This window comes from Thermogladius sp. KZ2Tp1, assembly GCF_051131135.1.
Classification (GTDB): Archaea; Thermoproteota; Thermoprotei_A; order Sulfolobales; family Desulfurococcaceae; genus Thermogladius.
On sequence record NZ_CP151274.1, the window covers coordinates 844,048 to 869,346 of the forward strand.

Consider the following 25,299-nt stretch of genomic DNA (forward strand, 5'->3'; position numbering starts at 1 on the left):
GGGTGTTAAGCTTGTCCATGTCTAGTGCTGTGGCCCGGGGAGGCTTGCTGTCTAGGATAATATGGGCCTTGAAACCCAAAGACCCCACCACCAAGAACCTTTACGACGCCATAGTCATACTTGAGAGGATGATCAACAGCCTGGAGTCCTCGAAGAGGAGCCTTAAAGCTGTCGTAGACGAGCACGCGAAGAGGTCTAAGATGGCCGCCCAGGACGGGAAGACGGAGTTCCAAGCGATTTTCGACGAGGAAATAAAGCACATCTCTAGCCTAATGGCCATATTCGAGAAGGTCACCTACGACCTCGTCAGGGTGAGGTACAGGCTCGAGACACTGACACTAGTCGAAGAGCCCATGAAGATGTTGCCAGAGGTCATAAGGGAGCTACAAGACTTAAGGCCCGAAGTAGAGAGGATAGCGCCCGAGCTCACGACTATGCTCAACGAGGTCGAGAGGAAGGTCTCCAGTATAATGGCGGTCTCCAACCTGGGGTCATCTACGCTAACCTTACCGCTACCTAAGAAGCATGTCCAGGAGGCGCAAGGGGACGCGAAAACGGCCGCCCCCGCACAGTTACCGCCTCTCCCACCTACGGAGACTCCTCTCTCAAGTAGGCAGGGTCGAGTAGAAAAAAGAGAAGTGGCCGTGGAGACGCCCGTCCCTACAAACGTCGTTGCTCAGTGGGTGCTCGACGAGCTGAGGGGTAGCGGCGGGATCTTAGACCTGCCCTCCTTTACGTCTAAGTTTAGGGTGAGCAAGGAAAAGGTCTTCGAAGCGCTGAGGTACCTAGAGGAGAAAGGAATAATTAAGGTTAAGCGATACTAAACTGACTCACTTTTTCCTCGGGGTGTACCCGATGGCCATGCACTACTTAGTCGAGAAAGGCACTGAGTACGCCAGGCTCGCGGTCGAGCTAGACAAGAAGGGGGAGTACGAGAAGGCTATAAAGTACTACAAGGCCGCTATCGAGCTCTTCTCCAAGTACTTATCGCTCTACCCGGACAACTCGCTCGCAGACTTCTACAAGGACTTGATCGCCAAGTACAAGCTGAGAATCGAAATACTGGAGAAACACATGGAAAAGGCCAGCGTTGCTGGGGGCTCACCTGGAGACGCCTCTAAAGACGACGTAGAGGTCTTGATGCCGGACAAGAGGAGTAACAAGAAGAAGTTCGACGACCTAGTCGACCTGGAAGACGTGAAGAAGGCCCTGAAGAGGGCCGTCATCTACCCTGTAAAGACGCCACACCTATACCCGCTCGGGTGGCCCAAAGGCATACTCCTATTTGGTCCACCCGGCTGCGGGAAGACGGAGATATCTATCGCGCTAGCCAACGAGATAAACGCTGCGCTCATAAACGTGAGCCCCGCGACGATTATGAGCAAGTGGCTTGGAGAGTCGGAGAAGAACGTAGCCAAAGTGTTCAACAAGGCCAGGGAGATCGCCTCTAGCGGTACCCCGGTCATCATTTTCATCGACGAAGTAGACGGTTTGTTCCAAGAGTACAGCGACGAGGTCGGCGGCGAGAAGAGGATGCGGAACCAGTTCTTGATGGAGATGGACGGTTTGAAGGAGAAAGAAAACAGTAAGCTACCACTGTTTGTAATAGGTGCCACCAACAAGCCGTGGAAACTCGACATAGGCTTCATCAGGAGGTTCGAGAAGAGGGTGTACGTCCCACCGCCGGACAGGGAAATCAGGAAGGCGCTCTTCAAGTACTACATCGACAAGCTCTCTAACGTCTACAAAGCCGACGAGCTGGACCTAGACAAGCTGGCCGAGATGACCGAGGGGTACAGCTCCGCCGATATCGCCTCTATCGTGAAAGAGGTGCAGAACAACATCGCGGAGGAGTTGAACGAGAGGCAAGACGGGAAGACCTCGGGCAGCGTCGAGAGGAGGCTCACTATGGAGGACTTCGTCCAGGTGATAAACAGAAGGAAGCCGAGCATATCGCCGAAGATGATCGAGGCCTACAAGATATGGTATGAGCAACACGGAGCTACGTGAGCTTAGTTCATAAACCCCCTTGCAGAACATTATTGGTGAGGCGATGAAGCGAGTCATGCCTCTTGAGCTCGTGATCGGCTCAGGGGTAGACGAGCCGATGACCCAGGGCAGCGCAACGTATTCGGCTTCAGTCTTTCAGGTGGATCTCGACAACGTCCTTGTCCATCAACACGTGGTCGAGTCCGACCTTCTCACCGGGGTACTTCGACGAAGGACCCCATATTCTGGCGTAGTAGAAGTTCTTAACAAAGTCATCGTGGACGCGCCTGGCGACGTCTAGTACCGTCGCCCCTCTCTTGAGGATGAGCGGTTTGTTCGAGACCCCTCCATGAGGAGACTTTGTGTAGACGCGGATGATCTCCAGCTCCCTGAAGATCAGCTCGCCCAGCTTGTCGAGGCCCTCACCGGTCAGTGCTGACACCCCTACGACCACGCCTGGAACGCCAGCCTTGCTCACGAGCTCCTGGACGAACGCCTTATCGCCGAGATCGATCTTGTTAACCACGGTGACCGAGGGCTTGTATAGGACGTTTCCAAAGATCGCGTGCTCGACGTCGTCGAGACTCACGCTACCCATAATCCTGACGTGCGCGTTGTAGATGTTGTAGGACGCCAGAAGCTTCTTCACGTCCTCGACGGTGGCGTTGACGAGCTCGCCCATCATGGTAACCCTTATACCCACTTTCCCGGTCTTGAACCTCTCGATCTCCACCCTACCTTTCGGCCTCGAAAGGAGTATCCCAGCCGACTCCAGCTCCCTTCTCAACGCCAGGTAGTCGCTTACGACGTCCCTGGTAGCGTCTAGGACCAATAGGATCAAGTCAGCGTTTCGGCAGAGGCCCATGACCTTGGTGTTGTACGGTCCTTTACCCGGTAATACCGGTGGGGAGTCGACCAGCTGGAAGTATATGTCTTCGTACCTCAACATACCTACCTGGGGGGACGTCGTAGAGAAGGGCACTTCGGAGACTCTCGTTCTAGCACCTGTCAGTTTGTGGACTAAAAGGCTCTTACCCGAGTTAGGCAGCCCAACGAGTACCACCTGAGCGGCCCCCTCCTTCTCTACGAGGAAGCTTACCCCCCGCCTGGTAGCCTTTCTCCTCCTCTCCTCGAGCTCGTCTCTCAGCTCGGCCAGTCTTTTAGTAGCCCACTCCCTTAGGTTCTCGGTCCCCTTGTGTTTAGGAACCGCGGATAGGAACTCTTCGAGGGCTTTGATCTTTTCCTCTAGAGTCCTAGCCTCGAGTACTTTCAGCCACTTGGCCTTGGCCTCGGCTGGAAGGTTCGTCACCATCTAGGTCTCACCCCTCTTAATGTAGTCGAGGAGGCTCCTAGCACTCTTCTTCCACCATGAGGGGGCAAGTCTCTCCAGGTTCCTCCACTTCCTTCTCACTATGAGCGGTGGCGGGCTTAGCTTAGAGTACTCGGTCACCCACTTAACCGTCTTCGGGTCAGCGGAGTACCCTGAACCGAAATCGCCGAAGAGGACTCTACCAGGCTGGATACTCTCGTCTCTAAGCGTTTTGGCTATTATGCTCGCCAGGGAGACCACCGGGTACTTGGAGTCGGCCTCTGGCTCCATGACGAATACCGCTAGCTTGTCCCCGTAGAGCTCTGTGGAAAAACGTCTGAGCTTGGACTCCCCGCCTTTTATCTCGTCGACATAGATCTCGACCTCCCCACCTCTCCACGCCAACTCGCGGATCAGGAGAAGCACCGTCTTGGCGGCCTCCAGCGTGGCCGTGTTTAAGTTCTTCGAATCTATTTCGGCGGCGTGGACGTAGATCGAGACGAAAGACACCGGAACTTCGCTTAAGACCGCTGCCCTTGCCTTGGACCTCGCTCCGGGAGACAAGGCCTTGCTATCCCTGACGCCGAGCTGTTCGAGTTTATTTATTACGCTACTAGACACTGCTACGCCGGTAACTACCATATCCCCGATTAAAGGCCCTCTCCCCGCCTCGTCTATCCCTATGACGAGTCTATGCTTTGTCAAGACAGATGTTGACCTCTTCTACGCCACTTGATCTAACAAGCTCGCTGTAGCCTGTGAATTTAAATGAGCAATCGCAGTTTAAAACGAGTTCCGGTGGGTACATTACGTAGAGCTTGAGCATGTTCTCCTCGCTGAAATCGCCGACTTTCACCAGCACGACCTCCTCGTCTATACTCCGCGCCAGCCCTCTAACAAGCCTCTCGACGCCTCTAGTGTACATGAGTACTTTCCTCGAGCTCCTGTATCTCTTGACCTCGGCTAGGTCGTCGCAACCCTGCGATGCTAGCACTACTACGTACATCGGGCACTCCTAGCCTAGGGTTCTGCCAGAGTTTATTAAAATACTTGGTAACACCTCTTATTAGTGGTTGAACGTCAGGTGTAGGTCTTGGGTAAGTTCTTTGGCACAGATGGGATTAGAGGCGTCGTCAACGAGACCCTAACACCCGAGTTCGTCTTGAAGATGGCCCAGGCCATAGGCAGCTACTTTGGAGAGGGGTCTAAAGTCGTCATCGGCAGGGACTCTAGGGCTGGAGGCGACATGATCAAGAGTATCGTGATAGGGGGTCTGTTGTCGGCGGGGGTCAAAGTATACGACGCCGGTTACACTCCGACACCCGCGCTCCAGTACTGTGTTAAAAAAGAGGGTTTTGACGGAGGCGTGATGATCACTGCGAGTCACAACCCACCGGAATACAACGGGATAAAGGTGATCGGACCGGACGGCGTCGAGATACCCAGGGAACACGAAGACGAAATCGAAGACATCTACCTAAACAGCAAGTTCAGGGTCTCTAGCTGGAGGAGTGTAGTGAACGACGTCGTCGAGTTCAAGGTGTGTAACGACATATACGTGGAGGGCGTCGTCAAACTCGTTGACAGTTACCTCATAGCGAAGGCTGGTTTCAAAATAGTCGTAGACCCCGTCAACAGCGTTGGCGCCTTGACCACGCCCAAGATCGCTATGAAGCTCGGCGTCAAGGCCGTGGTCGTCAACGGCACGCTAGACCCCCTCTTCCCCGCCAGGAGCCCGGAGCCCACGCCCGAGACGCTCGTGGAGACTGTGAAGCTGGTTAAGGACTACGGGGCCGTAGCAGGGTTTGCACACGACGCCGACGCGGACAGGGTCATAGTAGTAGACGAAAACGGAGTCGTGCAGTGGGGGGACAGGACAGCCACGCTCTTGGCCTACTACCTGAAGAAGGAGCGGGGCGAGAAGGGCTCTAAGGTATTCACGGCGGTCTCTAGCAGTACCGTGATCGAAGACGTGCTTAAGCCGCTGGGCGTCAGTGTGGTGTGGTTGAAGGTCGGGAGCGTAGACATAGCCCACGAGATGAAGAAACACCAAGACGTGTTGTGCGGGTTCGAGGAGAACGGCGGGTTCATGTACCCCCCGCACCAGTACGTTAGGGACGGTGGGATGACTATGGCGCTGTTCCTCGAGATGCTCGCGAGGCTCAGGGCTAAACCTAGTGAGCTGTACGGCATGTTGCCCAAGGTCTACGTCTTGAAGAAAAAGTACGGTATGGACAGAGAGACCGCGCTGAAAGTAGTCGAGAGGGTGAAGGAGGAGTTCAAGAACGAGAGGCAGATAACCGTAGACGGCGTCAAGGTGATTAGCAGAGGCTACTGGGTGCTCGTCCGTCCAAGCGGCACTGAGCCCCTCCTTAGAGTGATGCTGGAGGCGGAGAGCGAGAGTAAAGCTAGGGAGATAGTTGAGAGGATAGAGAAGATCATCGGCGAAGTAGCGGGGGCGAGAGCATGATGCGCTACTGGGGCGTAGACTTTATACGGTGCGTCGAGTGTAAACACCACCCTCTCCAGCTAGTGGTGTTGGAGTCGGAGGAGCAAGACGTCGACGCTACAGGGCTGGAGTTCCCTATATGCCGTAATTACTGTGCCTACTTGAACAAGCCCGTAGTCAAAGGGGAGCAGTACCCGTGCGACAGGTGTTTAAGAGTAGGCATCAAGACGGGCGTCCTCTACTGTCCTAACTGCGGTAGGTGGTACCCGATCAAGAACGGTATAGTCTACTTGTTGCCGGATAAGAAGAGGAAGGCCGAGTCAGACCTCAAATTCCTGGAGGCTTATAGAGACAAGCTCCCCAGCCACGTAGTCTACGAGGGGAAGCCGTTCAACTTGTCCAGGACTATTGGGGGCTAGAGCTTATTAGGGTAGCTACCTATTACACCTTAACAACCAGCTTGGATGTGGGCTGTAATGGGGGACATTTTCGCAAACCTAGATGCATGGGTTAAGAGGCAACAGGAGGTCAAGGAGGGGTTCAAGAAGGCGGAGGCGGACTACAGAGAGGCCGATAGACTCGCCCTGATACTGCTGTCTAGAATGGCCTTCCAGCACATGATGAGGACTATAGAGGCCTTCGACCAGTGGTTGAAAGACCCGGCCATCACAGCTCACATGCCGAGGGAGATGCTGGTGGACTTGTGGGAGAAGCTGAGGGTACTACTCTACGGTCTCATAGACCTAGACATCGAGCACACGAGCAGGTACAACGAGTTCTTGAAGAAACTGTCGGCGGAGGGTAGACTAAACCCGCTGTTGTTCTACGAGAAGGGGGAGAAGGAGCCCAAGAGGGTACAGCTCCAAATATAGCATTCTTGAAGCGGAGGTTTCGAGCTCTCAGCTACGCTTTGGACGCCCTTCTCTTGACCTTAATCTCGACTTCCGTGTCGATCGGGGCGATTTTGGTCTTGAGCTCGTTGACGAGCTTCTCTATGGCCTCCTTGTCGTTCTTAAGAGATGTCTCAAGGTGTTTCCCTAGGAACTCCCTGCCTAGGCTGCTCACGGACAGTTTTTTCTTCTCGTTCACCTCTAGTAAGCCGAGGTACTTGAGAACTGAGAGGTCGCTTGATACGTCCTTGCTCGTCGGGGTCTGGCCTATGACGACGAAGTTGTAGCCGAGGTCGTACCCGTTTTGCCGCATATGGTAAAGGAGGTGTATCAGTGCTTTTTCGCTTATGTCCTTGAATTGGGAGGTGATGTATAGGAGCTTTATTAGTCTAGGGCTTTTCTCGACGTCGCTTAAGGTCACGACATGCCTTGTAACGATCTTTAGCTCCTTGCTCTTGGAGGTTTGTGGTTGTTGCGGTTTAGACACTCGCCACACCCGCCTTGTACCTATTACGTTATCACGGCCTATAAAATTGAGTCGCAGCATTGTACCGGCGAAGTATTTGAGCCGATACGTCATCTCTAATAGTCTGGAAGATAAGCAGTTGCGTGATGGTCAGGTTTGGGAGAGGTTAGAGGAGAGCTGGAAAGAATAGATGTGGCCCGGATATTAGATATCGTGGCGTTGAAAAACCCCAGTCTCAGAAGCGAGGTCGACAGAGTCAAGGAAGCATATGATAGGCTTAGTAGACTCCAATTATATGGTTTGGACCGCGAGGTTGTTTTCGGGGCCTATCTTCTCCTCTACAGGGTGACGCAATTGGCATACGCCGTCGAGAGGGGTTTCGACAGCACCGCAGTAGCGTCCCTGTTGAGAGACCTTGGGAACACCCTAGAGGAGACGTATGCTCGTGCTCTCAGAAGCAGTAGGTTACAGAGATTACAACTCGCCGCCCCTGTTGTTCTGTCCTCAATAGCGTTTCTCCTATGCTACGCGAGTTCCGGTCTATTCGTCCCGCTACTCTCGTTCATACTGGGGGCTATTGCAGTACCCCTCTTCGCTTTGTCCGCAGCGTCTTCATACCTGTTGGACATATTAGGCGGGCTGTTGGGCCTTTCTACCTCGTTTGAACAAGGGTATGACGCCCTCACGATCACGCTGTACACCCTGATCGTTGTCACCAACGCTACATACCTGGTGCTATTCGAGGCAGCCAAGTACGGAGGGAGCGCTTACGCAAGGCTTGTCTCCAGCTACACGCTCGAAAAGGAGGGTCTAGTCTTCGTAGACGCTGTTAGCGTGGAGGTAGACGAGGAGGTCTTAAAGCTGTTCGCGAGAAACTACGGAGAGATAGGCAAGGACCTGCTGCTCTACAAGATCAACGCGTTGAGGGCCACAGGGTTCTCGAGTGACGAGATAACGAGGAGGATTAGGGCCCTACTCGATAGCTACAAGGAATAAAACGACCACTTCTAATTATAGAGAGTATTGATTATTGGTTTTGAGCTACCCAGTGCGAAGGGTGGTGTAAGCAATGCCAGAGATTAAAGTAGAGACTATCAGGAGGATGGCGAGGATCAGTACCCACAGCCACATAAGGGGGCTGGGACTGGACGAGAAGGGCAGGGCCCTACCTGTTGCGGACGGGTTAGTGGGGCAGAGAGAAGCTAGGGAGGCAGCCGGCATTATAGTACAAATAATCAAGTCGGGCAGGATGAGTGGCAGGGGCATCCTCTTCGTCGGGCCCCCTGGTACTGGCAAGACGGCGTTGGCTATTGCGATCGCGAGAGAGCTCGGCGAAGATACGCCGTTTGTCATAATGAGCGGCAGCGAGATTTACAGTAGCGAGAAGAAAAAGACGGAAATACTCATGGAGGCTCTACGCAGGTCTCTAGGCGTGAGGATAAGGGAGAGAAGGCTTGTCTACGAAGGCGTTGTCAAGGACGTCAAAGTCAAGAGAGTGAGGCATCCCATGGCACCCTACCTCACCATACCCCGTGAAGCACGCATAGTACTAGCGACAAAGGACGAGGAAGTCCCGCTGACAGTCGGCGAGGAGATAACCGAGCAAATAATCGAGATGGGGATTAGGAGGGGTGACGTCATATGGATCGACGCAGAGACGGGCAGGGTCTTCAGGGAGGGCAAGGCGAAGGACTTCGCCGAGGTGAAGACGTACGACGTGGAGACCAAGAGGCTTGTCGAGATACCTCGCGGTCCGGTCAAGAAGGAGAAAGAGATAGTCAGAACCCTTACGCTGCACGAGCTTGACACGATCGTTGCCTCCCAGAGGGCGTTGATAAGCTTCTTCGGTTTCGCCTTCGAGAAGGAGATACCGCCGGAGGTTAGGAAAGAGGTCGACGAGACGGTTAGGAAGTGGATCGAGAGCAATAAGGGCGAGATAGTCCCCGGAGTCTTGTTCATAGACGATGCCCACATGCTCGATATCGAGGCTTTCAGCTTCTTGACGAGGGCGATGGAGAGCGAGTTCTCCCCCTTGATCATCCTCGCGACCAATAGAGGGATGGCCAAGATAAGGGGTACGGACATCGAGTCCCCGCACGGTATCCCCCTGGACCTCCTCGACAGGTTGTTGATAATACCAACGAGACCTTACACCTCTGAAGAGATGAGGGAGATAATCAAGATTAGAGCAGAAGAGGAGGACATCAAGCTGAGCGATGAAGCTCTAGAGGAGCTAGTCAGGCTCGCTACCGAGACGAGCTTGAGGTACGCTGTACAGCTTCTGGAGCCCGCCTACATAATAGCCGGCGAGAACGGTAAGGAGCAGGTAGGGGTCGAAGAGGTGAGGAGGGCGAGACAGCTATTCATAGACTTGTCAGCCAGCGTTAAGTACTTGAAAGAGTTCGAGTCCAAGTTCTTAAAGTGAGAGTTGATGACGGCCCTCGAGAAGAATAGAGTAGCCGGTCTACTGAGGGATCTTCACGTCCTTAGTAGCAAGACCCCTAGACACGAGTCATCAATACTCGGCTCGATGACCACTACGCCAGACCCCTTAGCACTTCACGCCTTCAGTGTTTTTTCGCACACGAACCTGGCGGACGTTGAGCTCTTCCCGCCTCTCAAAGACATGTACAGGGAAGTCCTCGAATTCACAGCCGCTTTGTATGGGTCTGGCAAAGGCTACGTCACGGCTGGCGCTACCGAGTCCAATATAGTGGCGCTCTTTGTCGCCAGGGAACTCCACGGGAGGGAGAGTAGTGTTGTTCTAGCACCCGACACCGTCCACTTGTCTGTAGAGAAGGGTTGCAGGCTATTAGGCTGTAAACTCGTGAAAGTCCCGACAGGAAACAAGCCGGTCGACCCGGGACTGCTCGAGGACTACATTCGGGCTCACAGACCCTTCGCGATCGTTGTGACAGCAGGTACCACGGAGCTGGGTCTAGTGGACCCGTTGAGAGAGGTCGCCAGAGCGGCTTCAGAGCACGGCGTCTACCTACACGTTGACGCAGCTTACGGGGGCTTGATCGTACCGTTCCTGTACGAGAAGGGGCTTCTTAGAGACAACGTCTACTTCTACCCGGGTGTCTCGAGCATCGCCGTGGACTTCCACAAGTTCGCGGCAGCCCCCCCACCAGCCGGGCTCTTACTGTTCTCTAGCGACGAGTACCTGGATAAGAGCTGCTTCGAATACTCCTACACGCTCTCGGGGAGGACGTGCGGCATACTGGGGACTAGACCCGGAGGCAGCCTAGCAGGTATCTGGGCCGTCGTCAAAGCAGTGGGAGCAGCGCGTCTAAGGGAGAGGGCGCTATGGGCGTATACAGTGGCCGCCGACCTCTACGAAAGGATTAGCTCACTACGCGGATTCGAGGTTGTCAAGCCTCAAACCACCATTATGGCCTTCAGGCATAGGAGGGTGGACAGCCGGGCTCTCCTCGAGTACCTGGCCGAGAGAGGCCTGTTTGTCTACAAGGCGCCCAGCATCCGCGGGTTGAGAGTCGTGGTAATGCCCCACTTCAACGAGCATTTGATCGGCAGGTTCCTGGACGCCCTAGACGAAATAGCGAGGACTACAACTGATGCCTAGTCTCGGCCTCATCTATAGATCGTTGAACGAGGACGACTTCAAGGTTCTCAGGGCGATGGAGAGGCTCTCAAAGAGGCGGGAGCTTATCCCGCTAGAAGACATCGTCAGGGAGACCAGGTTATACGAGGAGAAAGCCTCGCTGGTGCTGTACAAGCTCCACAAGCTCAAACTAGTAAAGTCGGCTTTGACGGGGTCCTCTAGGTCTTTTAGGCTGACTTACCTGGCCCTCGATATGCTAGCGTTGAAGAGTCTCGTTGACCAGAACATTGTATCCGCCATAGGCGATAAGGTGGGCGTCGGTAAGGAGAGCGACTTGTACAGAGCCATGTCACCCAGCGGAGAAGTACTGGTTATAAAGTTCTTGAGGATCGGCCGTTCCAGCTTTAGGAGGACGAAGCTTCTGAGGAGCTGGGCCCAGTCGCCAACAACCACGTGGTTTGAGCAGTCCAAGGCCGCGGCCGAGAGAGAGTTCAAGGCGCTGGTCGACCTCTATAGCAACAAGGCGAACGTACCTAGGCCCTATGGCTTCAACAGGCACGCGACAGTAATGGAGTTCATCGACGGAGTCGAGCTGTTCCGCAGGCCGCCACTTAGAGACCCATTGAAGGTCTTGGAGCAGATCTTCGAGACGCTGAGGATAGCCTACTCGAAAGTAGGCATCGTCCACGGGGATCTGAGCGAGTACAACATAATCGTGTCAAAAAATGAAGAGAGGCCCTACATCATCGACTGGCCTCAATTCGTGTACAAGGAGGAGCCCAACGCCCTCCCTCTACTCAGCAGGGATGTCAAGTACATCCTGCGGTTCTTCGGCAAAGTGTACGGTGTCGGCGGGGACCCGGACGAAGTCGTTAGGTATATCACGACCTAACCTCGAGGGGGAGGGGCACGAGACTTCGGGAATTATTAAATAAGGCGTGAAATACTTGCATGTTTGTTGGCTGACAGTGCGCCAAGGGCTGGCATTTTGTCCCAGTTCGAGGGTCCAACTAACAGGGGCTCGGAGGACGTATGTGTAATAGGCGTGGACATCCAGCCAGGTCACTCACCCTCGTCCACTCAAGCGGCTAAGTACTCGGTTGTCGTTCTGAGAAACAACGAGGTCAAACAGGAACTGAGAGACGCGACTCTAGGTAAAATAATTAGGCTTGCGTGGGAGTGCGGGAAAGCGATCGTCGCCGTCGACAACATCTACGAGCTCGCCCCCGATAAAAAGAGTCTGCTAAAGCTCTTCGAGATGTTCCCAGAATCCACGGAGATCGTCCAGGTCACGGCAGGGGTAGAAGGATTCAGGAGCCTCGAGGAGATCAAGAGGAGTTTAGGCCTAGACGGCCTGAACACTTCAGACCCGCTGTCCTCAGCCCGCATAATAGCGTATGCCGCTAGTAGAGGTGTGGGTCTTAAGATCGGGAGGCGTGTCACGAAGACGAAAATCGTTGTTACACGGGGTAGAAGTGTAAGCCACGGAGGTATGAGCCTGAACAGGTATCTAAGGAGTATTAGGGCCGGGATACTCTCGGTTACAAAGGACATAAAGAAGGTGCTCGACGAGAAAGGGTTAGACTACGACCTATATATCAGGAGGAGTAAGGGGGGTCTAGAGAGGAGCGTCTTCATAGTCTACGCTCCGCGCAGTGAGTTGTATGGGCTGGTGAGACCTATTAAGAGCAAGGGGGTGAAAGTAGTAATAAAACCCCTAGCGGACATCTTCGTCGGGGAAGAGGACAAGGAAACCCCGTTCAGGCCCGTAATCGTTGGAATAGACCCTGGCATGACCACGGGCTTGGCCATTATAGACCTCGACGGTAGGGTTCTACACGCTTCGTCCTACAGGGGTATAGACAGGTCCGCTATAGTAAACATCATATCTGAGTACGGTATACCCGTTGTGGTCACCAGCGACGTTAACAGCCCACCAGACCTCGTCGAGAAGATCGCGGCCCAGACGGGCTCGGTCCTTATATCGCCTCCCAGGGACCTGGAGGCGAGCGAGAAGCAAAGGCTACTCGAGAAAGCCGTCAGTCTGAACAAGGACCTAGAGCTAAAAGACTCTCACGTCAAAGACGCGGTGGCGGCCGCCTACAAGGCGTTGAACATGATCTCGGAAAAGCTATTGGTGGTGAGGAGGTACGCGAGACACTATAGATTTAAGAACAGCCTGCCCTACATACTGAGGGAAATCCTGAAGGGAAGACCTGTAAACGAAGTGATAGAGAAGTACATCGAGATAGAGCTCAAGAAATCCTCGGCACCCGCCAAGCCGGTAGCCCTTATTGAGCGACAAGGAACACAGGAGTCAAGCGACACTCTAGCGTTGAAACAGAGGCTCGTAGAATTGGAGGCCCTAGTCAAGTCCCTGGAGAACAAGCTAGCTGAGAAAGAGGAGGCTTTAAGGGACCTCGAGCTCGAATTAAAGCTCTTAAGCAGTAAAAAGTGGGACGAGGAGTGCGAGAGAAGGATTTACATGCTGACAAACGAGATCGGCGAGCTGAGGAAGAGCGTAGAGGACAAGGAGAGGAAGATCGACGAACTGGCCGAGACGCTGAACAGGTTGTCTAAAGCCCTCAAGGAGGTGTCCGAGGGCAACTTGTTAGTTGTCCCAAGGTTTAGAAAACTCCCTGACGCGCTAAAAGTTACTCCACCACAGCTCGTCGTCTTCGTGGACGAGGTTGGGGTGTTGGATGAGGAGACTCTCAAGTACTTGAAGTCGAACAAGATCGTCGTCTTGACCCGTAAGAAGGGTATTAGCTACACGCCGGCAGCAATTATAGAGTACAACCCTGTCGTGGAGTTTAACGACGTGGTTATAGTCGAGAAGAGGGTCATTAGCGAAGGCCAGAAGCTTTGGAGCGACATCGAGAAACAGGAGAGAGAGGACGAGCTTAATCGCGTGCTCAAACTCATTGAGGAGTATCAAGCCGATCGCATGAAAAAACTCGGTGTCAAGCGCTTCGACAGGTCAATATAGTGTAACTTTACCCTCGAGTATCAGCCTCGTGACGTCCCTGATGTTGTCTAGCTCGTTGTTAACAACACCCTCGATCTCGCTGACTATGTGGGAGGGCAGGTCGGTCTTGGAGAAGTCTAGCGGGATCATCTTAACGCTGACTACTTGGGGGCTGTCTATGGGCTTACCTATCTGGCTCAAGATCTCCACGTAGACGTCTTTCACGTACTCGCTAGACGCCTCGTATATTTTCTTTGCGAGGAGCTCCGCCAACACGTTATATATCTTGCCGACGTGGTTAACCGGGTTCTTGCCAGCCGTAGCCTCCAAGCTGATCGGCCTCATAGGCGTTATCAGCCCGTTAGCCCTATTCCCCCGGCCTGTCGCCCCGTCGTCCCCGTGCTCAGCGCTAGTCCCCGTAACGGTTAGGTACACTACGCCTTTTTCGGGCATGTCTGCTGTGTTGACGTGTACCTCCACGTTGTAGTCTGGCATGACTTTCGAGGCGAGGTTCAAGACGTCCTCGACCACTTGTTGCTTGTAGTTCGAGTACTCGCCGACGTCCTTGACCTGGCTGTCGATGAACGCGACGGCTATGGTCAGCCTCACCTTCTTGTCCACCCTTAGACCCATCACCTTTATGTCCTCTCCCACAGCTGGGAGCTTTTTCTTGTAATCGCGAGAGTTGAGAAGCCTCTCGGTCTCGCGGACTAGCTGCTCTAGTGGTGTAAGCGGGTAGAAGCCGACCCCGATACTGGTGTCGTTGGCCAGGGGTACACTTCGTTTACCCGCTTCGAACACAGCGACAAGGTCGGCGCTCCCCTTCCTGACCATGTAGTCTACTACTAAGTGTGAGTCCGGGTCTAGATACCTCATGTTCTCTCTGATCCAGTCCCTAACCGCCTTTACGATGATACTGCCAAACGGCACTCTCTCGACGCCACTCTCGGTTCTAACCTCCGTAGTGGCTCTACCGGCCACTATAATGTAGATCGGTTCAATGACCTCGCCTCCACCGAAACGGGGGTTGGCCTGACCGCCCACGAGCAGTGTTTTGTCGAGGTTGTGGTGTAGGATCGTCCCGAACTCCTTTAAGTAGTACTGGCAGAGAGCCCTCGAGGCAACTTCGCTAGCCGAGTCCGCTATGTAGTCGGGGTGCCCCAACCCCTTCCTTTCAACTAGCTCTACACGCATGTCCCTGACGCTTTGAAATTTTATCGGTTCAACGACTATGTTTCTCGCCACTTTAATCACCAATAGCCCAGGTTGTTTCCTTAATTAATAGAACCAAAAGATTTTATAATTAACCCCAAGTCTTGACTGTTTTTACTACCACGGAGGGGCCCGGTAGACGCTCAACTATGTCGTTGACCGAGATGAACTCGCTGGCCAGCCCCTTCACGATCAAACCGTAGACTTCCTTCGCAACAGTCTCGACAGGCTGGTTGGACGGCCTCAGAACCACGTATGAGACTGTTCTGCGCTTGACGAGGTCCTCAGGGCCCGTGAACAGCCTGTAGTAGACCCCGTAGACGCTACTCTCAACCTTCTCGACCCCCAGCGCCAACTCGAGGGGTATGCTCAGGTAGTTTCTTTTACCGTAGACCATGAATGAGCCTTTTGACAGGTACTCCCCGCTCGGGGGCGACTTGGAGACCTGTCCTCCCCTCACCCAGAACACCTCTATGGACGCTAGACCAGCCCTCCAAGCTTTCGAGTAGCAGGCGGTCAGATACGCTGCTTCGCGTATATCGGTCTCGGGCACGTCCCTGCCGCGGGTCTTCACTACAACCACCGGTGCCCCGTGTACATCGGCGTGGAGGAATATGTCGCTCTCCTCCATGTACTTCCTGTATATCGTCTCGTTCTGGTCGGCGTCGCGCCCACCTATAGCCAGGAACCCGTTGCTCGTAATCGTCCAGTGAAACCTCTCGTACCACTCTCTAGGCCTTATCACAAGTCTGGGCTCCTCCAGCGATGCTTCGCCTATTTGTTTCAGCTCCTCCTCCATTTCACGCTTTTTGTTCATAGCGGTTTCGAGCTTCCTCTCCAGCTCGCCGATCCTCTTTTTAATCTCGATGACGTTTCCTTTGAGGTCTAGCCTTATGTCAAGCCATAGGGGGGAGTCCCCGACTTTTACGAGGACCAACCCCTTGTCGGCCTGGTAGGACGCGACCCCGCTACACCTCTCCGGTACCGACTCCCAGCCAACAGTCCTTCTGACTTCTTGGGCGCAAAGGAGTGCCTGCTCGACTAGCGCGTAGTTTTCGTAAATGGTGCTCAGGACGCTCCTGTACCAATCTAAGTCTTTTTGGAAAGCCGAGATGCGTTGCTGGATTTCGTCTATGGCCCTCTCTAGTTCGGCCGCCTTCTCGCCCACTCTCCTCAACGCAGTCTCTCTAGCAACCCTCCTCTCGTAGTGTCCGAAGAACGTGTCTACAGCGGTGTTGAAGTCTACGTCTTTGACGCTCAGCCCGTACTCCTCAATGAGGACGCTTGGCTTGAACGAAGTGAACAGGAGAGGCTCATTGGACGCGGCATAAACCAGGAAGCCTTTGCCGTTCTCGGCCTCTTTCACTACCCCGTTGTACAACCCGGCTAAGTTCTCGAGGTCCTCTCGCGCAATGTCCCCAGGCTTCGCGCTTTTCAACTCGAATAGCCCGGCCCTGAAAGCAAGTTCTTCGGCAACATAGCCTGGTAGACCCCAACCACGGGTCAACCCCTTGATTAGGGTGTCGTGCTCTAGCAGGACCTCCACGAGCTTCTCGGAGTAGGGAGGCAGCCCTCGCGCAGGAGGAGGCTGGTACTTTACACCTCGCTTTACAACTCTGTCCCTGAGCTCCATTTGTCTAGATGCGAACAAGATCTTCTCCTCGGAGTTCGCTATTACGACAACGCCTCGTGGTAGAAGCTCAATAAACAGGCTGTACTTTTCAGACCCCCTGGCGAGCTCTACTCTCAGTACTCTCTCCCACCCAACCTGTCTAACACCGAGGACCTTAACGTTGTCGAGGTGCTTCCTCACGAATATCGCGAGAGGGTCTACCTTCTTTTCAGAGGGCACTATATTTGACAAGTGGAACCTAACGCCTGGCTCCAGCTTAATGTTTGCCACACCCTCCCTGCACCTGACCTTCGCCAACCAGTAGAACTGAACCCTGTAGAAGTTGTCGAGGTAACAGTCCTTGAGCCTGTCGTTGTAGAGCCTGGCCGCAACATACACGTCTATGACATCCATGCTACTTTTCTCTAGACCCCTCACCGTATATCTCCTCCGCGATCTCGGGGGGTAGACGTCTGTACTTAATGTAGTACTCCAGCCCGGGCGCCAGGAGAGGCTTGTCTTCAACTAACGGGTAGCGGTATGGGAGGTATACATAGCCGTGGTCGGTCTCCACGGTGACACCGTCGACGAAACCCAGCCCCGCAATCCCCCTGTTCCTGAACAAATACATGATGTAGTAAACAGTGCCGTCTAAGCTGAACTGTTGCTCACCAATGTTTCTAGCCTCGCATTCGGGGAGTTTCGACGTGATGTTGGTATAAGTCCTCCCCCGGGGCGGGTGATCGCCGAGGATACCGCCCACTACGAAGTACCGAGCGCGTAGGAAGTCCTCGTATTCGATTCTTCGAGACGCATTGGGGTCCAGTATGATCACCTCGCTCGCTTTTAGGACGCCGCTCTTTACCAGCCTCACCACGCTCTCGTTGACGACCCTCCCATACCTGCTGAGTAGCCTTGTGTAGTTTGGGGGCACGTTCGTGAAGACCAAGTTCTCCCTTCCAGCGATAGTACTGGCGTGCCTGTACTCTAAGATCAGCCACGGGCTCAGTGCTTCCTCGAGGTGTTCAATTACTACTATCGGCGACCCCACAGCTCCCTCCTCCTCGCTTCAAGCTGGTTTAGAGGTTGGTTCATATACTCTGCAGCCGTCGTTAACCTGACGCGCGCCTCTCAACGATAATGCTCTCTCTACCGTCTCAAAAACCCTCCTGTAGTCAAGGTCTCTGAGGAGGTGGTGGTCGACTACGATCACAGACCCTTCCGGCATTGAAGAGGCCACTTCGAGCAGTCCCTGGACGCCTTTCTCTATTTCGGGCTCGGGCGTCTTCAGGTCTCTCAAATAGGTGGGAGGTCCGCTTATAATTAGAACGTTGGGTCTCGCCTTTTTAAGGAACTCAACACCCGCGTTGGACATCGGGCCCTGGGCATCGCTAGCATGTACAAGGACTTTCCCGCCCGCTCTTACAACGGTATAGACTATGTAACCTAGCCTCGTGTTCTCTGACCCGTGTGGAAGTGGTGGCGAGAACTCTATGGTTAGGTCTCGGTCGATCCTGAAAGACCGGCCGTCAGCGATCTCGAGGCTTCTGACCTTGCTTGACACCCCTCTCGTAACGAACAGACCGTACGCTCTCGCTCTTTGGCTGAAGTTGATATTCCTCGTAAAGTCTTTTACTAGAACGACCTTGCCGGTGTAGAGGTCCTCCTCGCCCTTCCTGTACAAGAAGTGGTCTCTGTGGTAATGGCTCACGACGACGTACTCCGCTTCTAGCATTAGACTTCTTATTTCGTGTAGAGCCCTCTCTAAGGCTTCCAGCTCGACCTCGTGTGGCGGTAGACCAAATCTGCGAGGCGCCAGGTTAGCGCCGGGGTCAACGAATATCGTGACGCCGTTCACGTCGATAAACGCTGCCATACCCCTGGTTCCCATACTGTCGAAGCCTATGAGCCGCAGCTTCATCTGGACCACTTAAATAAGCACACTCACGATAGTCTATTCTGGTTGCCTGGATTGATAAAGGCGATTAAAGAGCCAGACTTGGAGTCCGCGTTGAGAGAAGTCATCGACGCTGTTAGGTCTAAGGAGGTGCTCCTCCTCATTGGTGAGTGCGAGGTCGAGTACGAGGGTAGGGGCTACACGAGGCTTTCCGCAGGGGAGAGAGTGGTCATAGTCAAGAGTGACGGCTCGTTAATGGTCCACCGGCCCACTGGTTTCCAACCGGTCAATTACCAGCCTAGAACCGACCTCGTAGAGGCCTGGATCGAGCCGGATGGGAGGCTGTCCCTGGTCGCCGTCAGGGACAAGCCCAGAGAGGTCTTGAAAGTCGCTTTCACTAAAGTCAGCGTGCTGGTGAGAGGTAGGCTGGCGGATAGAGGGGGGTTCTCAACGTACTTCGACGAGGCGGAGGTCAGGGACTACCTTTTCGAGAACCCGGGTATTCTCGGGGAGGGCATAGAGGTGTTGGCGAGGGAGGTCAGGACTAGTATGGGTGTGGTCGACATATTGGCCAGAGACGCAGAGGGCAGGTACGTGGTTGTCGAGGTCAAGCGCGGCACGGCCACCAAGGACGCTGTCTACCAGCTGTACAAGTACGTTGTTTCCCTCGAGAACGAGAAGGGCAGCAGACCTCGCGGAATACTCGTGGCCCAGTCCTTTACCCCCGCAGCGATCGAGCTGCTCAGTAGGCTGGGGCTCGAGTGGAGGTACATCGACGCGAAGAAGGTCTTAGAGTACCTCAAGAGGCGTGGTAGGATTGGAGGACTCTCCAAGTACCTCAGTGGCTGAGCTGTACGATTTGACCGCGCCATCTTACGACGCTCTATATAGAGAAGAGCAGTACTCGAAGTACGGGTTCATCGAAGAGAAAAGGCTGCTTGGCGGCTTCAAGAGGGTGTTGGATGCGGGGTGCGGGACTGGCCTACTGTACAATTACATGGTGGAGAGGGGCCTAGACGACTTCAGAATCTATGTATGCCTAGACGCAAGCGAGGGCATGGTCAGAATAGCGGCTTCCCGGTCAAGCGACCCGAGGTTTATACCTGTCGTGGCCTACATAGAAAACACCCCCGCGTTAGACAAGTACTTTGACGTCGCCTACTCGGTCACCGTGTGGGACAACTTGGAGGACAGGAGTAGGGCGTTGAGTGAGCTGAGAAGGGTGGCGAAAGTCGTGGTCGTGACCCGGCACCACAAGTCTCGCTCGGAGCCGCCCCCGGCTTTGGATGGGGCTTTCCGCGAAATAGGTTTCAGGGTCGACTACTTCTACGTTGCCTCAGGCGACAGATAGTTTAAAACGTCGCAATAGTGAATAATGTCTTTGATGGCCTTGTCAACGAGGTGGTCGATTGAGTAACCAACCAAGAGGCGTTAGAAACCCATCCCCACTCAAGGTGTTGAGGAGCGCGATAAACCAGATAGTCCTCGTCCGGGTTAAGGACGGCAACGAGTACATAGGGAACCTGGAGATGGTGGATCCAACAATGAATGTGGTGTTGAGCGACTGCGAGGAGACATCAGCCGACGGCAGGCCCATCGCGCGCTACGGTAAAGCACTGATCAGAGGTAGCCACATCGTATTCGTAAGCGTGAACTACGGGCAGGTGGCACCAGAGAGGGTTGCAGTTTAAGATTATTTGTTTGAAAAGCGGACTATGTTCTAGGTGAAGAGCATAGGCGTACGGGCTATAAAGCCGAGGAGGAGACAGGACCACTACAGGTGGCTCAGGAGCGACGGTTCCCCGAACTTCTCAGACAAAATATACAAGATCGAGGGGGAACTCGAGATCATCGCTAGCAAACCCGTGGCCAAGATCCCTCCCACGGCCCCAGTTATTAAAGCGATCGAGGAAATGTCAAAGGGCTTCAGGGGCCTGGTAGTCTCCCAGAGAGACACCGTAGATGGGATATTGCTGGCTACTCATGTCGTGAACTACTTGGGCGGCGGGAGCCTGCACAAGATCGTGGAGCACAAGCACAGCTTCAACATCTACTCAGCGCTCAACAGGGAGCCTGTGGAGTCGATCCACGAGAGGAATGTCGTCACGGCGAGGTCAGACGAGAGGATATACGACGCCCTGTACAAGATGGTGGTCTACAACGTCGGCTTTCTACCCGTTGTCGACAGAGAAGGGCGCGTAGTAGGGGTTCTGACCGAACACGACCTAGTTAAGAGGCTAACGGTGATTTACGAGTCCGGTATAAGGGCCTCCCAGGTGATGTCCTCACCTGTCCTCACTATAGGCGCGGGCGAGACTCTCAAGAAGGCCATGGAGAAGATGATCTCTGTCGGGTTCAGGCGTCTACCTGTGCTCGAGGGCAATAGTGTAGTCGGCATAGTCACAGTAATGGACATAATCAAGTACTACGGAGGACACGAGGCCCTCAAGAGATGTGTAACCGGAGACATCAGGGAGGCTAACTCGGTGGAGGCGAGGGAGGTGATGAGGGAGAAGATCGTCGCGGCAGAGCCTTACACGGACCTTAGCGAAGTGGTGAGGTTGATGGAGGCAAACAACGTCAGCAGCGTTCTTATAGTCGATAAGAACGGTGTTTTGCAGGGGATTGTCACGGAGCGAGATATACTCTACGCCATAACTGCGGCAAGATGAGGCACAAGAATAATAAAGCTGGGTAGACGTAGTGGGATATAACCTGTTCAGCTCAGTGATAGAGCTTGAGCGAAGACGAACCGCGGTTTATTGCGGACACGATGCTAGGTAGTATTGCCAGGTGGCTTAGGATACTTGGATACGACGTCGTGTACGACAGGAGGTACGAAGACTGGCAGATACTAAAGATCGCTAAGGACGAAGACCGAGTAGTGGTCACGAGGGATAGAGCCCTCCACCACAAGGCACTAAAGAACGGTCTGAGGAGCGTCTACATAGAGAACCCCGGAGACATTCCCAAGAGTCTGGCTGTAATAGCGTTGCTGACAAACATCAGGCTCGCGGTCGACTTCGAGAGAACCAGGTGTCCTCTTTGTAACGGGGAGTTGGTCAAGGTAAACAAAGAGAGGGTTAAGGGCAAGGTGCCGGATAGGGTTTACAGCCTGTACAACGACTTCTGGGTCTGTACGAGGTGCGGGAACGTGTACTGGGTTGGATCTCACTGGAGAACGATCGAAAGTGCTTTGACCAGAGCGCGAGAAATCTATAACGAGCTGTCGAAGATATATAAGATCAAGGTGTCTCCATGAGCGTCGTGTCGCCGTCCGAGTTGACTTTCGAGGAAGGAGTACTGCTGGTGAGGATCGCGAGGGAAGCGGTTGAGAACGTTGTTAGGTTTAACAAGAAGATCAAACCCCCTACAGATCTCCCCAGTAAATTCCGTAGACCTGGCATGACCTTCACTACTCTGGAGATTGCGGATAGCCAAGGCAGGCTTAGCCTGAGGGGTTGTATAGGCTTCTTGGCCCCAGTCTATAGCCTTGTGGACTCCCTGATCGAGAGCGCAGTCAGTGCCGCGGTAAACGATCCACGCTTCCACCCCGTTGAGCCGTGGGAGCTAGACAGCATAGTCGTGGAGGTCTCCGTCCTGTCTCCACCAGTAGAGCTAAGGGCGGAGAACCGAGCAGACCTTGTTAAGCAAGTAAAAATAGGCAGGCACGGCCTGATAGTCGAGTACGGGAGGTTCTACCAGGGGACTCTACTGCCCGAGGTGCCGATCGAGTACTGCTGGGACGAGGAGACGTTTCTCAGCGAGACGTGCCTAAAGGCTGGTTTGAGACCGACGTGCTGGCTGAGCCCTGGGGTGAAGGTCTACGCCTACGAGGCCAGGGTGTTCAGAGAGAGGGCGCCGAGAGGGGAGGTAGTCGAGAGGGGCATGGAGGAGGAGTACTCGAGGAACTGCCTTAGAGAGCGGGTCTAGTAAAGGTGGCTGTTGGGGCATGGTAGCCAGAGAGACCCCCACGATCAGCGTCGAGGATCTCCTCGAATTCCCCCTGGAGAAGACGGTGGCTGAAATATCCAATGGAATACGGGAGTTTCTAGATGAAACGGGCAGAAGGATGATGGTAATAGGGGTGAGCGGGGGCCTAGACTCGGCTGTCGCGCTAACCCTACTGGCGAAGTCCGCACCGAGAGACAGGATTTTAGCGCTCATAATGCCCGATACCAGGGTGAACAAGCCGGGTGACACAGTAGACGCCGTGGAGCTAGCGGGCTCTCTCGGCGTGAGCTACAGGGTTATCCCGATAGACTCGGTCGTGGACTCGTACCTTATACTACCCGGCATCAGCGGAAGGGAGAGGATCCCCATCGGGAATCTCAGGGCTAGAATCAGAATGAGCATACTCTACCTGTACGCTAACGCACTGAACGGCGTTGTGGTCGGAACAAGCGACAGAAGCGAGCTGTTAATAGGCTATTTCACAAAGTACGGCGACGGGGCGAGCGACTTCCTCCCACAGGCCTCGCTTTACAAGACCCAACTTAGGCGACTCGCCCGCTATCTGGGGCTCCCCGAGAAAATAGTCAGTAAGCCGAGTAGCCCGGCACTTTGGGAGAACCACTACGCCGAAGAGGAGTTGGGCATGAAGTACGAGGACATAGACAGGGTGTTGTACGCTCTATTTGACATGAGAATGGGTGTTGAGGAGGCAGCTAACGCCACGGGATTACCGGTTAGTGTCGTGGAGAGAGTACTAAGCCTGCACAGGTCGACCAGGCATAAGAGGCAGGGTTTCAGGTACGTCAGGTTAAGCTGGGTTGTAGACCCCCTTCCCGAGATATGACCTCCCTTACCTCCCTCCTCTCCTGCCTACGCAGTACGGCGATGTCGAGCCCGGCCAGCTCCTTCTCTACGTAGACGACGCCCTCGTTGATATACAACCACGCCGAGAGGAAGGGGGAGGTGATCGCGTTGAAGTATACGGAGCAACCGTCTATTCTGATCTTGATGTTCGCGGACTTGTACGAGTACTTGTAGTTCAACTTAGTGATCACATCCTTGTTTACAGTGACCGAGACTATCATGGGCTTCGAGTAGCCGTACAGTACGTTGTCCTCTATAATGAAGTCCTCCTTCTCGATCCTCGTGTTGACGGTCACCTCGCCGGACTCAACTGTTACCAAGTCGCCCTCGTCGACAACCCTCAAATCTCCGAAGACCTGCCCGCTAAGCTTGAATACGCCGGGGCCGATCTCGACGGTGAAGCTTCCAGTGCCTTTCACCGATAGTTGAGTCGCATTAAACCTTCTGTCGTCTACTTCCACGAGCGTCGACACAGCGTTTATCCTGTGAATGGGAGGTGTCATTACGAATTCCGTGTATGAGTTATGGTCTCCCACACCTATTAAACCTCACGCGACCGCTATGTCAATGGGATAAGAAGGTTAATATTGGATGGATGCACTTGGAATTTGTTGAAAGTGAATCCTATGTCTGTCGGGACAGGACCAGACACTAGGGTTTACGAGAAGCTACTGGCGATTTTTCCGGGGTACAGGGGGTACAAGGAGAAAGAAGTCCTGAGGGAGACGGATAGGGTCGTTAGGGAGAGGATATACATTTTACTGAAAGAGCTCGAAGAACACCTCAAGAGGCTCTACTCAAGGGCCGCCCTCCTACAGGCTACCGCCAGCGACGCGACCTTCATGGAGTCCGTCATCTACAGAGTGGACTCGGTCGCAGAGAAGGTCAGGCACGCCCCTCACGGGTACAGGCCGTTGTTCAATGTTGTGAAAATTGACGAAGAGAAATTGAGGAAGCTCCAGGACTACGACCTATCGCTGGGTGAGCGGGTCACGAGGCTTCTAAGCGAAGTTAAGGAAAGGTCTGGTAAGGCGTCTAGCTTAGACGAAGTACGGGGGCTATTTAACTACGTCTTGGGCGAGCTGGACGAGGTAGAAGCCCTTGTTAATAGCAGGGAGAACTACATCCTGCTACTGTAGGGGTGGTCCCGACGTCTGGTAGACAAACCAATGTAATAGAGTGGGTTAACCCGGGTCCCGACGACATCCTCTGGGTTTACCCGAGCGAGGACATTAGGTGGGGTAGCGTAGTCGTAGTCCACGAGTACGAAGTAGCCGTCTTCATGAGGGACGGGAAGGTCTACGATGTGCTACCCCCCGGGAGGCACATTGTGACGACGCAGAACATTCCGTTGCTGACAAAGGCGTACAACCTCGTCATGGGCTACGGCGAGACACCCTTTAAGGCCAGAGTCGTGTTTGTTTCGACCAAGCAGTTTAGGGGTAGGTTTGGCTTATCGACGAGGGTAAAGCTGGGCCCCCGCACCCTCTACATGACCGAGCTTCAGATGTACGGTGACTACTGGTTTAGGGTGGTAGACCCTGTTCTCTTCTTGACCCAGATAGCAGGTTCGGTCCCCTCTCTGACGACGTCTGCGGTCACAGAGTTCTTGAGGTCTTACTTTGTCGAGCTATTCATGCAGGAAATATCGAGGTACACCGCTATAGACGTGTACACTAGTCTCAGGGACATTGAGGTAAAGGTGAAGTCGGGGAACGTCTACGAGGCTTTCAAGAGCAGGGGGCTGGAACTGATCGACGTAAAGGTAGCAGGGGTCTCCTTACCCCAGTTGGAGAAGATGGAGAAAGAAGACCCAACCTACGGGCTGCCACTGCTGATCGCGATACAAAAGGGCGACGAGGACAAGGTCCTGGAGATTATAAGGACTGTGGAGAGCCTCCGAGCCCTGGGAAGGTCGCCGGGTGTTGGGGTACTCGGGGCACTTGTCGCTCTCCCGAGCGTCATGCAGCCGGTTGCTCAACAGGCACAGCAGCCGAAGGAGGGCAAGCCCGTCATAGAGAAGTTGAGGGAGCTGAAGAAGATGCTAGATGAGGGTTTGATAACTCAAGAAGAGTACGAGAGAATGAAAAAAGAGCTTCTCGAGGAGTTCAAGAGAGAGTAGCG

At 54.1% G+C, this 25,299-nt stretch carries 28 protein-coding genes; 19 read left to right on the top strand and 9 right to left on the bottom strand.

Annotation, left to right across the window (positions count from 1 at the left end):
* The first annotated feature begins 2 nt into the window (after positions 1–2).
* Together WLZ34_RS04770 and WLZ34_RS04775 are read left to right on the top strand one after the other, a co-directional pair.
* The gene (locus tag WLZ34_RS04770; protein WP_434730938.1) at positions 3–824 is read left to right on the top strand and encodes a Snf7 family protein; all 822 of its coding nucleotides are present in this window, start codon (positions 3–5) and stop codon (positions 822–824) included.
* 31 nt (positions 825–855) lie between these two features.
* Positions 856–2,010, top strand: coding sequence for an AAA family ATPase (locus tag WLZ34_RS04775; RefSeq protein WP_434730939.1), 1,155 nt, complete (start codon positions 856–858; stop codon positions 2,008–2,010).
* A 127-nt stretch (positions 2,011–2,137) separates the two neighbouring features.
* On the opposite strand, the gene WLZ34_RS04780 is transcribed toward WLZ34_RS04775, so the two are convergent.
* Genes WLZ34_RS04780 through WLZ34_RS04790 form a run of 3 tightly spaced genes read right to left on the bottom strand, consistent with a single transcriptional unit; the run spans position 2,138 to position 4,304 of the window.
* Entirely contained in the window at positions 2,138–3,301 is a 1,164-nt protein-coding gene (locus WLZ34_RS04780; RefSeq protein ID WP_434730940.1) for an OBG GTPase family GTP-binding protein, read from the bottom strand.
* Positions 3,302–4,003: a ribonuclease HII gene (gene rnhB, locus WLZ34_RS04785; RefSeq protein WP_434730941.1), complete on the bottom strand. Its 702-nt coding sequence runs from the start codon at positions 4,001–4,003 to the stop codon at positions 3,302–3,304.
* Positions 3,990–4,304 carry a hypothetical protein gene (locus tag WLZ34_RS04790; RefSeq protein ID WP_434730942.1) on the bottom strand — a complete coding sequence of 105 codons (315 nt, stop codon included), beginning with the start codon at positions 4,302–4,304 and terminating at the stop codon, positions 3,990–3,992. Before WLZ34_RS04790 ends, rnhB begins: the two co-directional genes overlap by 14 nt.
* 87 nt (positions 4,305–4,391) lie before the next feature.
* Between WLZ34_RS04790 and glmM the strand changes: the two genes are divergently transcribed.
* From glmM to WLZ34_RS04805, 3 genes are read left to right on the top strand one after another with little or no spacing between them, the layout of a single operon-like run.
* Positions 4,392–5,768 carry a phosphoglucosamine mutase gene (gene glmM / locus WLZ34_RS04795; RefSeq protein WP_434730943.1) on the top strand — a complete coding sequence of 459 codons (1,377 nt, stop codon included), beginning with the start codon at positions 4,392–4,394 and terminating at the stop codon, positions 5,766–5,768.
* Positions 5,765–6,166 (top strand): Trm112 family protein, encoded by a 402-nt coding sequence (locus tag WLZ34_RS04800; protein ID WP_434730944.1) that lies wholly within the window; start codon positions 5,765–5,767, stop codon positions 6,164–6,166. The genes glmM and WLZ34_RS04800 overlap by 4 nt, the downstream gene beginning before the upstream one ends.
* Positions 6,167–6,223: 57 nt before the next feature.
* A complete protein-coding gene (locus tag WLZ34_RS04805; RefSeq protein WP_428727154.1) occupies positions 6,224–6,619 on the top strand; it encodes a DUF2153 domain-containing protein in 396 nt (131 codons plus the stop codon).
* A gap of 31 nt (positions 6,620–6,650) precedes the next feature.
* Here WLZ34_RS04805 and WLZ34_RS04810 read toward each other — a convergent pair whose 3' ends face one another.
* Complete coding sequence (locus tag WLZ34_RS04810) at positions 6,651–7,124, bottom strand: hypothetical protein (protein WP_434730945.1); 474 nt, start codon at positions 7,122–7,124, stop codon at positions 6,651–6,653.
* 135 nt (positions 7,125–7,259) lie between these two features.
* Between WLZ34_RS04810 and WLZ34_RS04815 the strand changes: the two genes are divergently transcribed.
* The 5 genes from WLZ34_RS04815 to WLZ34_RS04835 all read left to right on the top strand — a co-directional run bounded on the left by WLZ34_RS04815 (position 7,260) and on the right by WLZ34_RS04835 (position 13,657).
* Positions 7,260–8,099 (top strand): hypothetical protein, encoded by an 840-nt coding sequence (locus WLZ34_RS04815; RefSeq protein ID WP_434730946.1) that lies wholly within the window; start codon positions 7,260–7,262, stop codon positions 8,097–8,099.
* Positions 8,100–8,172: 73 nt separating this feature from the next.
* Positions 8,173–9,528: a RuvB-like helicase gene (locus WLZ34_RS04820; protein WP_434730947.1), complete on the top strand. Its 1,356-nt coding sequence runs from the start codon at positions 8,173–8,175 to the stop codon at positions 9,526–9,528.
* A 6-nt stretch (positions 9,529–9,534) separates the two neighbouring features.
* The gene (locus tag WLZ34_RS04825; RefSeq protein ID WP_434730948.1) at positions 9,535–10,689 is read left to right on the top strand and encodes an aminotransferase class V-fold PLP-dependent enzyme; all 1,155 of its coding nucleotides are present in this window, start codon (positions 9,535–9,537) and stop codon (positions 10,687–10,689) included.
* Entirely contained in the window at positions 10,682–11,560 is an 879-nt protein-coding gene (locus WLZ34_RS04830; protein WP_434730949.1) for an RIO1 family regulatory kinase/ATPase domain-containing protein, read from the top strand. Before WLZ34_RS04825 ends, WLZ34_RS04830 begins: the two co-directional genes overlap by 8 nt.
* 66 nt (positions 11,561–11,626) lie before the next feature.
* A complete protein-coding gene (locus WLZ34_RS04835; protein ID WP_434730950.1) occupies positions 11,627–13,657 on the top strand; it encodes a DUF460 domain-containing protein in 2,031 nt (676 codons plus the stop codon).
* Here WLZ34_RS04835 and WLZ34_RS04840 read toward each other — a convergent pair.
* From WLZ34_RS04840 to WLZ34_RS04855, 4 genes are read right to left on the bottom strand one after another with little or no spacing between them, the layout of a single operon-like run.
* Positions 13,649–14,890: a methionine adenosyltransferase gene (locus WLZ34_RS04840; RefSeq protein ID WP_434731938.1), complete on the bottom strand. Its 1,242-nt coding sequence runs from the start codon at positions 14,888–14,890 to the stop codon at positions 13,649–13,651. The genes WLZ34_RS04835 and WLZ34_RS04840 overlap by 9 nt on opposite strands.
* A gap of 49 nt (positions 14,891–14,939) precedes the next feature.
* On the bottom strand, positions 14,940–16,898 hold the full coding sequence (rqcH, locus tag WLZ34_RS04845; RefSeq protein ID WP_434730951.1) for a ribosome rescue protein RqcH: 1,959 nt from the start codon (positions 16,896–16,898) through the stop codon (positions 14,940–14,942).
* The gene (locus WLZ34_RS04850; protein ID WP_434730952.1) at positions 16,876–17,511 is read right to left on the bottom strand and encodes a hypothetical protein; all 636 of its coding nucleotides are present in this window, start codon (positions 17,509–17,511) and stop codon (positions 16,876–16,878) included. Before WLZ34_RS04850 ends, rqcH begins: the two co-directional genes overlap by 23 nt.
* An 18-nt stretch (positions 17,512–17,529) precedes the next feature.
* Positions 17,530–18,381 (bottom strand): MBL fold metallo-hydrolase, encoded by an 852-nt coding sequence (locus tag WLZ34_RS04855; RefSeq protein ID WP_434730953.1) that lies wholly within the window; start codon positions 18,379–18,381, stop codon positions 17,530–17,532.
* Between the two features lie 51 nt (positions 18,382–18,432).
* Between WLZ34_RS04855 and nucS the strand changes: the two genes are divergently transcribed.
* The 7 genes from nucS to WLZ34_RS04890 all read left to right on the top strand — a co-directional run bounded on the left by nucS (position 18,433) and on the right by WLZ34_RS04890 (position 23,155).
* Positions 18,433–19,206, top strand: coding sequence for an endonuclease NucS (nucS, locus tag WLZ34_RS04860; protein ID WP_434730954.1), 774 nt, complete (start codon positions 18,433–18,435; stop codon positions 19,204–19,206).
* Between the two features lie 10 nt (positions 19,207–19,216).
* Complete coding sequence (locus WLZ34_RS04865; RefSeq protein ID WP_428727142.1) at positions 19,217–19,708, top strand: class I SAM-dependent methyltransferase; 492 nt, start codon at positions 19,217–19,219, stop codon at positions 19,706–19,708.
* 58 nt (positions 19,709–19,766) lie between these two features.
* Positions 19,767–20,048, top strand: a complete 282-nt coding sequence (locus WLZ34_RS04870) for an LSM domain-containing protein (protein WP_434730955.1) — start codon at positions 19,767–19,769, stop codon at positions 20,046–20,048.
* A 33-nt stretch (positions 20,049–20,081) separates the two neighbouring features.
* Positions 20,082–21,029 (top strand): CBS domain-containing protein, encoded by a 948-nt coding sequence (locus WLZ34_RS04875; protein WP_434730956.1) that lies wholly within the window; start codon positions 20,082–20,084, stop codon positions 21,027–21,029.
* Between the two features lie 65 nt (positions 21,030–21,094).
* Entirely contained in the window at positions 21,095–21,619 is a 525-nt protein-coding gene (locus tag WLZ34_RS04880) for a Mut7-C RNAse domain-containing protein (protein ID WP_434730957.1), read from the top strand.
* Entirely contained in the window at positions 21,616–22,290 is a 675-nt protein-coding gene (locus tag WLZ34_RS04885) for a TIGR00296 family protein (RefSeq protein WP_434730958.1), read from the top strand. The genes WLZ34_RS04880 and WLZ34_RS04885 overlap by 4 nt, the downstream gene beginning before the upstream one ends.
* 19 nt (positions 22,291–22,309) lie before the next feature.
* The gene (locus tag WLZ34_RS04890; RefSeq protein WP_434730959.1) at positions 22,310–23,155 is read left to right on the top strand and encodes an NAD+ synthase; all 846 of its coding nucleotides are present in this window, start codon (positions 22,310–22,312) and stop codon (positions 23,153–23,155) included.
* On the opposite strand, the gene WLZ34_RS04895 is transcribed toward WLZ34_RS04890, so the two are convergent.
* Positions 23,115–23,678: a hypothetical protein gene (locus WLZ34_RS04895; protein ID WP_434730960.1), complete on the bottom strand. Its 564-nt coding sequence runs from the start codon at positions 23,676–23,678 to the stop codon at positions 23,115–23,117. The genes WLZ34_RS04890 and WLZ34_RS04895 overlap by 41 nt on opposite strands.
* 123 nt (positions 23,679–23,801) lie before the next feature.
* On the opposite strand from WLZ34_RS04895, the gene WLZ34_RS04900 reads away from it, so the two are divergent.
* On the top strand, positions 23,802–24,314 hold the full coding sequence (locus WLZ34_RS04900) for a hypothetical protein (RefSeq protein WP_434730961.1): 513 nt from the start codon (positions 23,802–23,804) through the stop codon (positions 24,312–24,314).
* Positions 24,315–24,316: 2 nt separating this feature from the next.
* Complete coding sequence (locus WLZ34_RS04905) at positions 24,317–25,297, top strand: SPFH domain-containing protein (RefSeq protein WP_434730962.1); 981 nt, start codon at positions 24,317–24,319, stop codon at positions 25,295–25,297.
* Positions 25,298–25,299 lie beyond the last annotated feature (2 nt).

Bases quoted from the DNA above. Each gene is read 5' to 3' on its own strand.
- WLZ34_RS04775 (WP_434730939.1), top strand. From the start codon at position 856: ATGGCCATGCACTACTTAGTCGAGAAAGGCACTGAGTACGCCAGGCTC.
- WLZ34_RS04780 (WP_434730940.1), bottom strand. From the start codon at position 3,301: ATGGTGACGAACCTTCCAGCCGAGGCCAAGGCCAAGTGGCTGAAAGTA.
- WLZ34_RS04790 (WP_434730942.1), bottom strand. From the start codon at position 4,304: ATGTACGTAGTAGTGCTAGCATCGCAGGGTTGCGACGACCTAGCCGAG.
- WLZ34_RS04800 (WP_434730944.1), top strand. From the start codon at position 5,765: ATGATGCGCTACTGGGGCGTAGACTTTATACGGTGCGTCGAGTGTAAA.
- WLZ34_RS04805 (WP_428727154.1), top strand. From the start codon at position 6,224: ATGGGGGACATTTTCGCAAACCTAGATGCATGGGTTAAGAGGCAACAG.
- WLZ34_RS04820 (WP_434730947.1), top strand. From the start codon at position 8,173: ATGCCAGAGATTAAAGTAGAGACTATCAGGAGGATGGCGAGGATCAGT.
- WLZ34_RS04825 (WP_434730948.1), top strand. From the start codon at position 9,535: ATGACGGCCCTCGAGAAGAATAGAGTAGCCGGTCTACTGAGGGATCTT.
- WLZ34_RS04830 (WP_434730949.1), top strand. From the start codon at position 10,682: ATGCCTAGTCTCGGCCTCATCTATAGATCGTTGAACGAGGACGACTTC.
- WLZ34_RS04855 (WP_434730953.1), bottom strand. From the start codon at position 18,381: ATGAAGCTGCGGCTCATAGGCTTCGACAGTATGGGAACCAGGGGTATG.
- WLZ34_RS04885 (WP_434730958.1), top strand. From the start codon at position 21,616: ATGAGCGTCGTGTCGCCGTCCGAGTTGACTTTCGAGGAAGGAGTACTG.
- WLZ34_RS04890 (WP_434730959.1), top strand. From the start codon at position 22,310: ATGGTAGCCAGAGAGACCCCCACGATCAGCGTCGAGGATCTCCTCGAA.
- WLZ34_RS04895 (WP_434730960.1), bottom strand. From the start codon at position 23,678: ATGACACCTCCCATTCACAGGATAAACGCTGTGTCGACGCTCGTGGAA.
- WLZ34_RS04900 (WP_434730961.1), top strand. From the start codon at position 23,802: ATGTCTGTCGGGACAGGACCAGACACTAGGGTTTACGAGAAGCTACTG.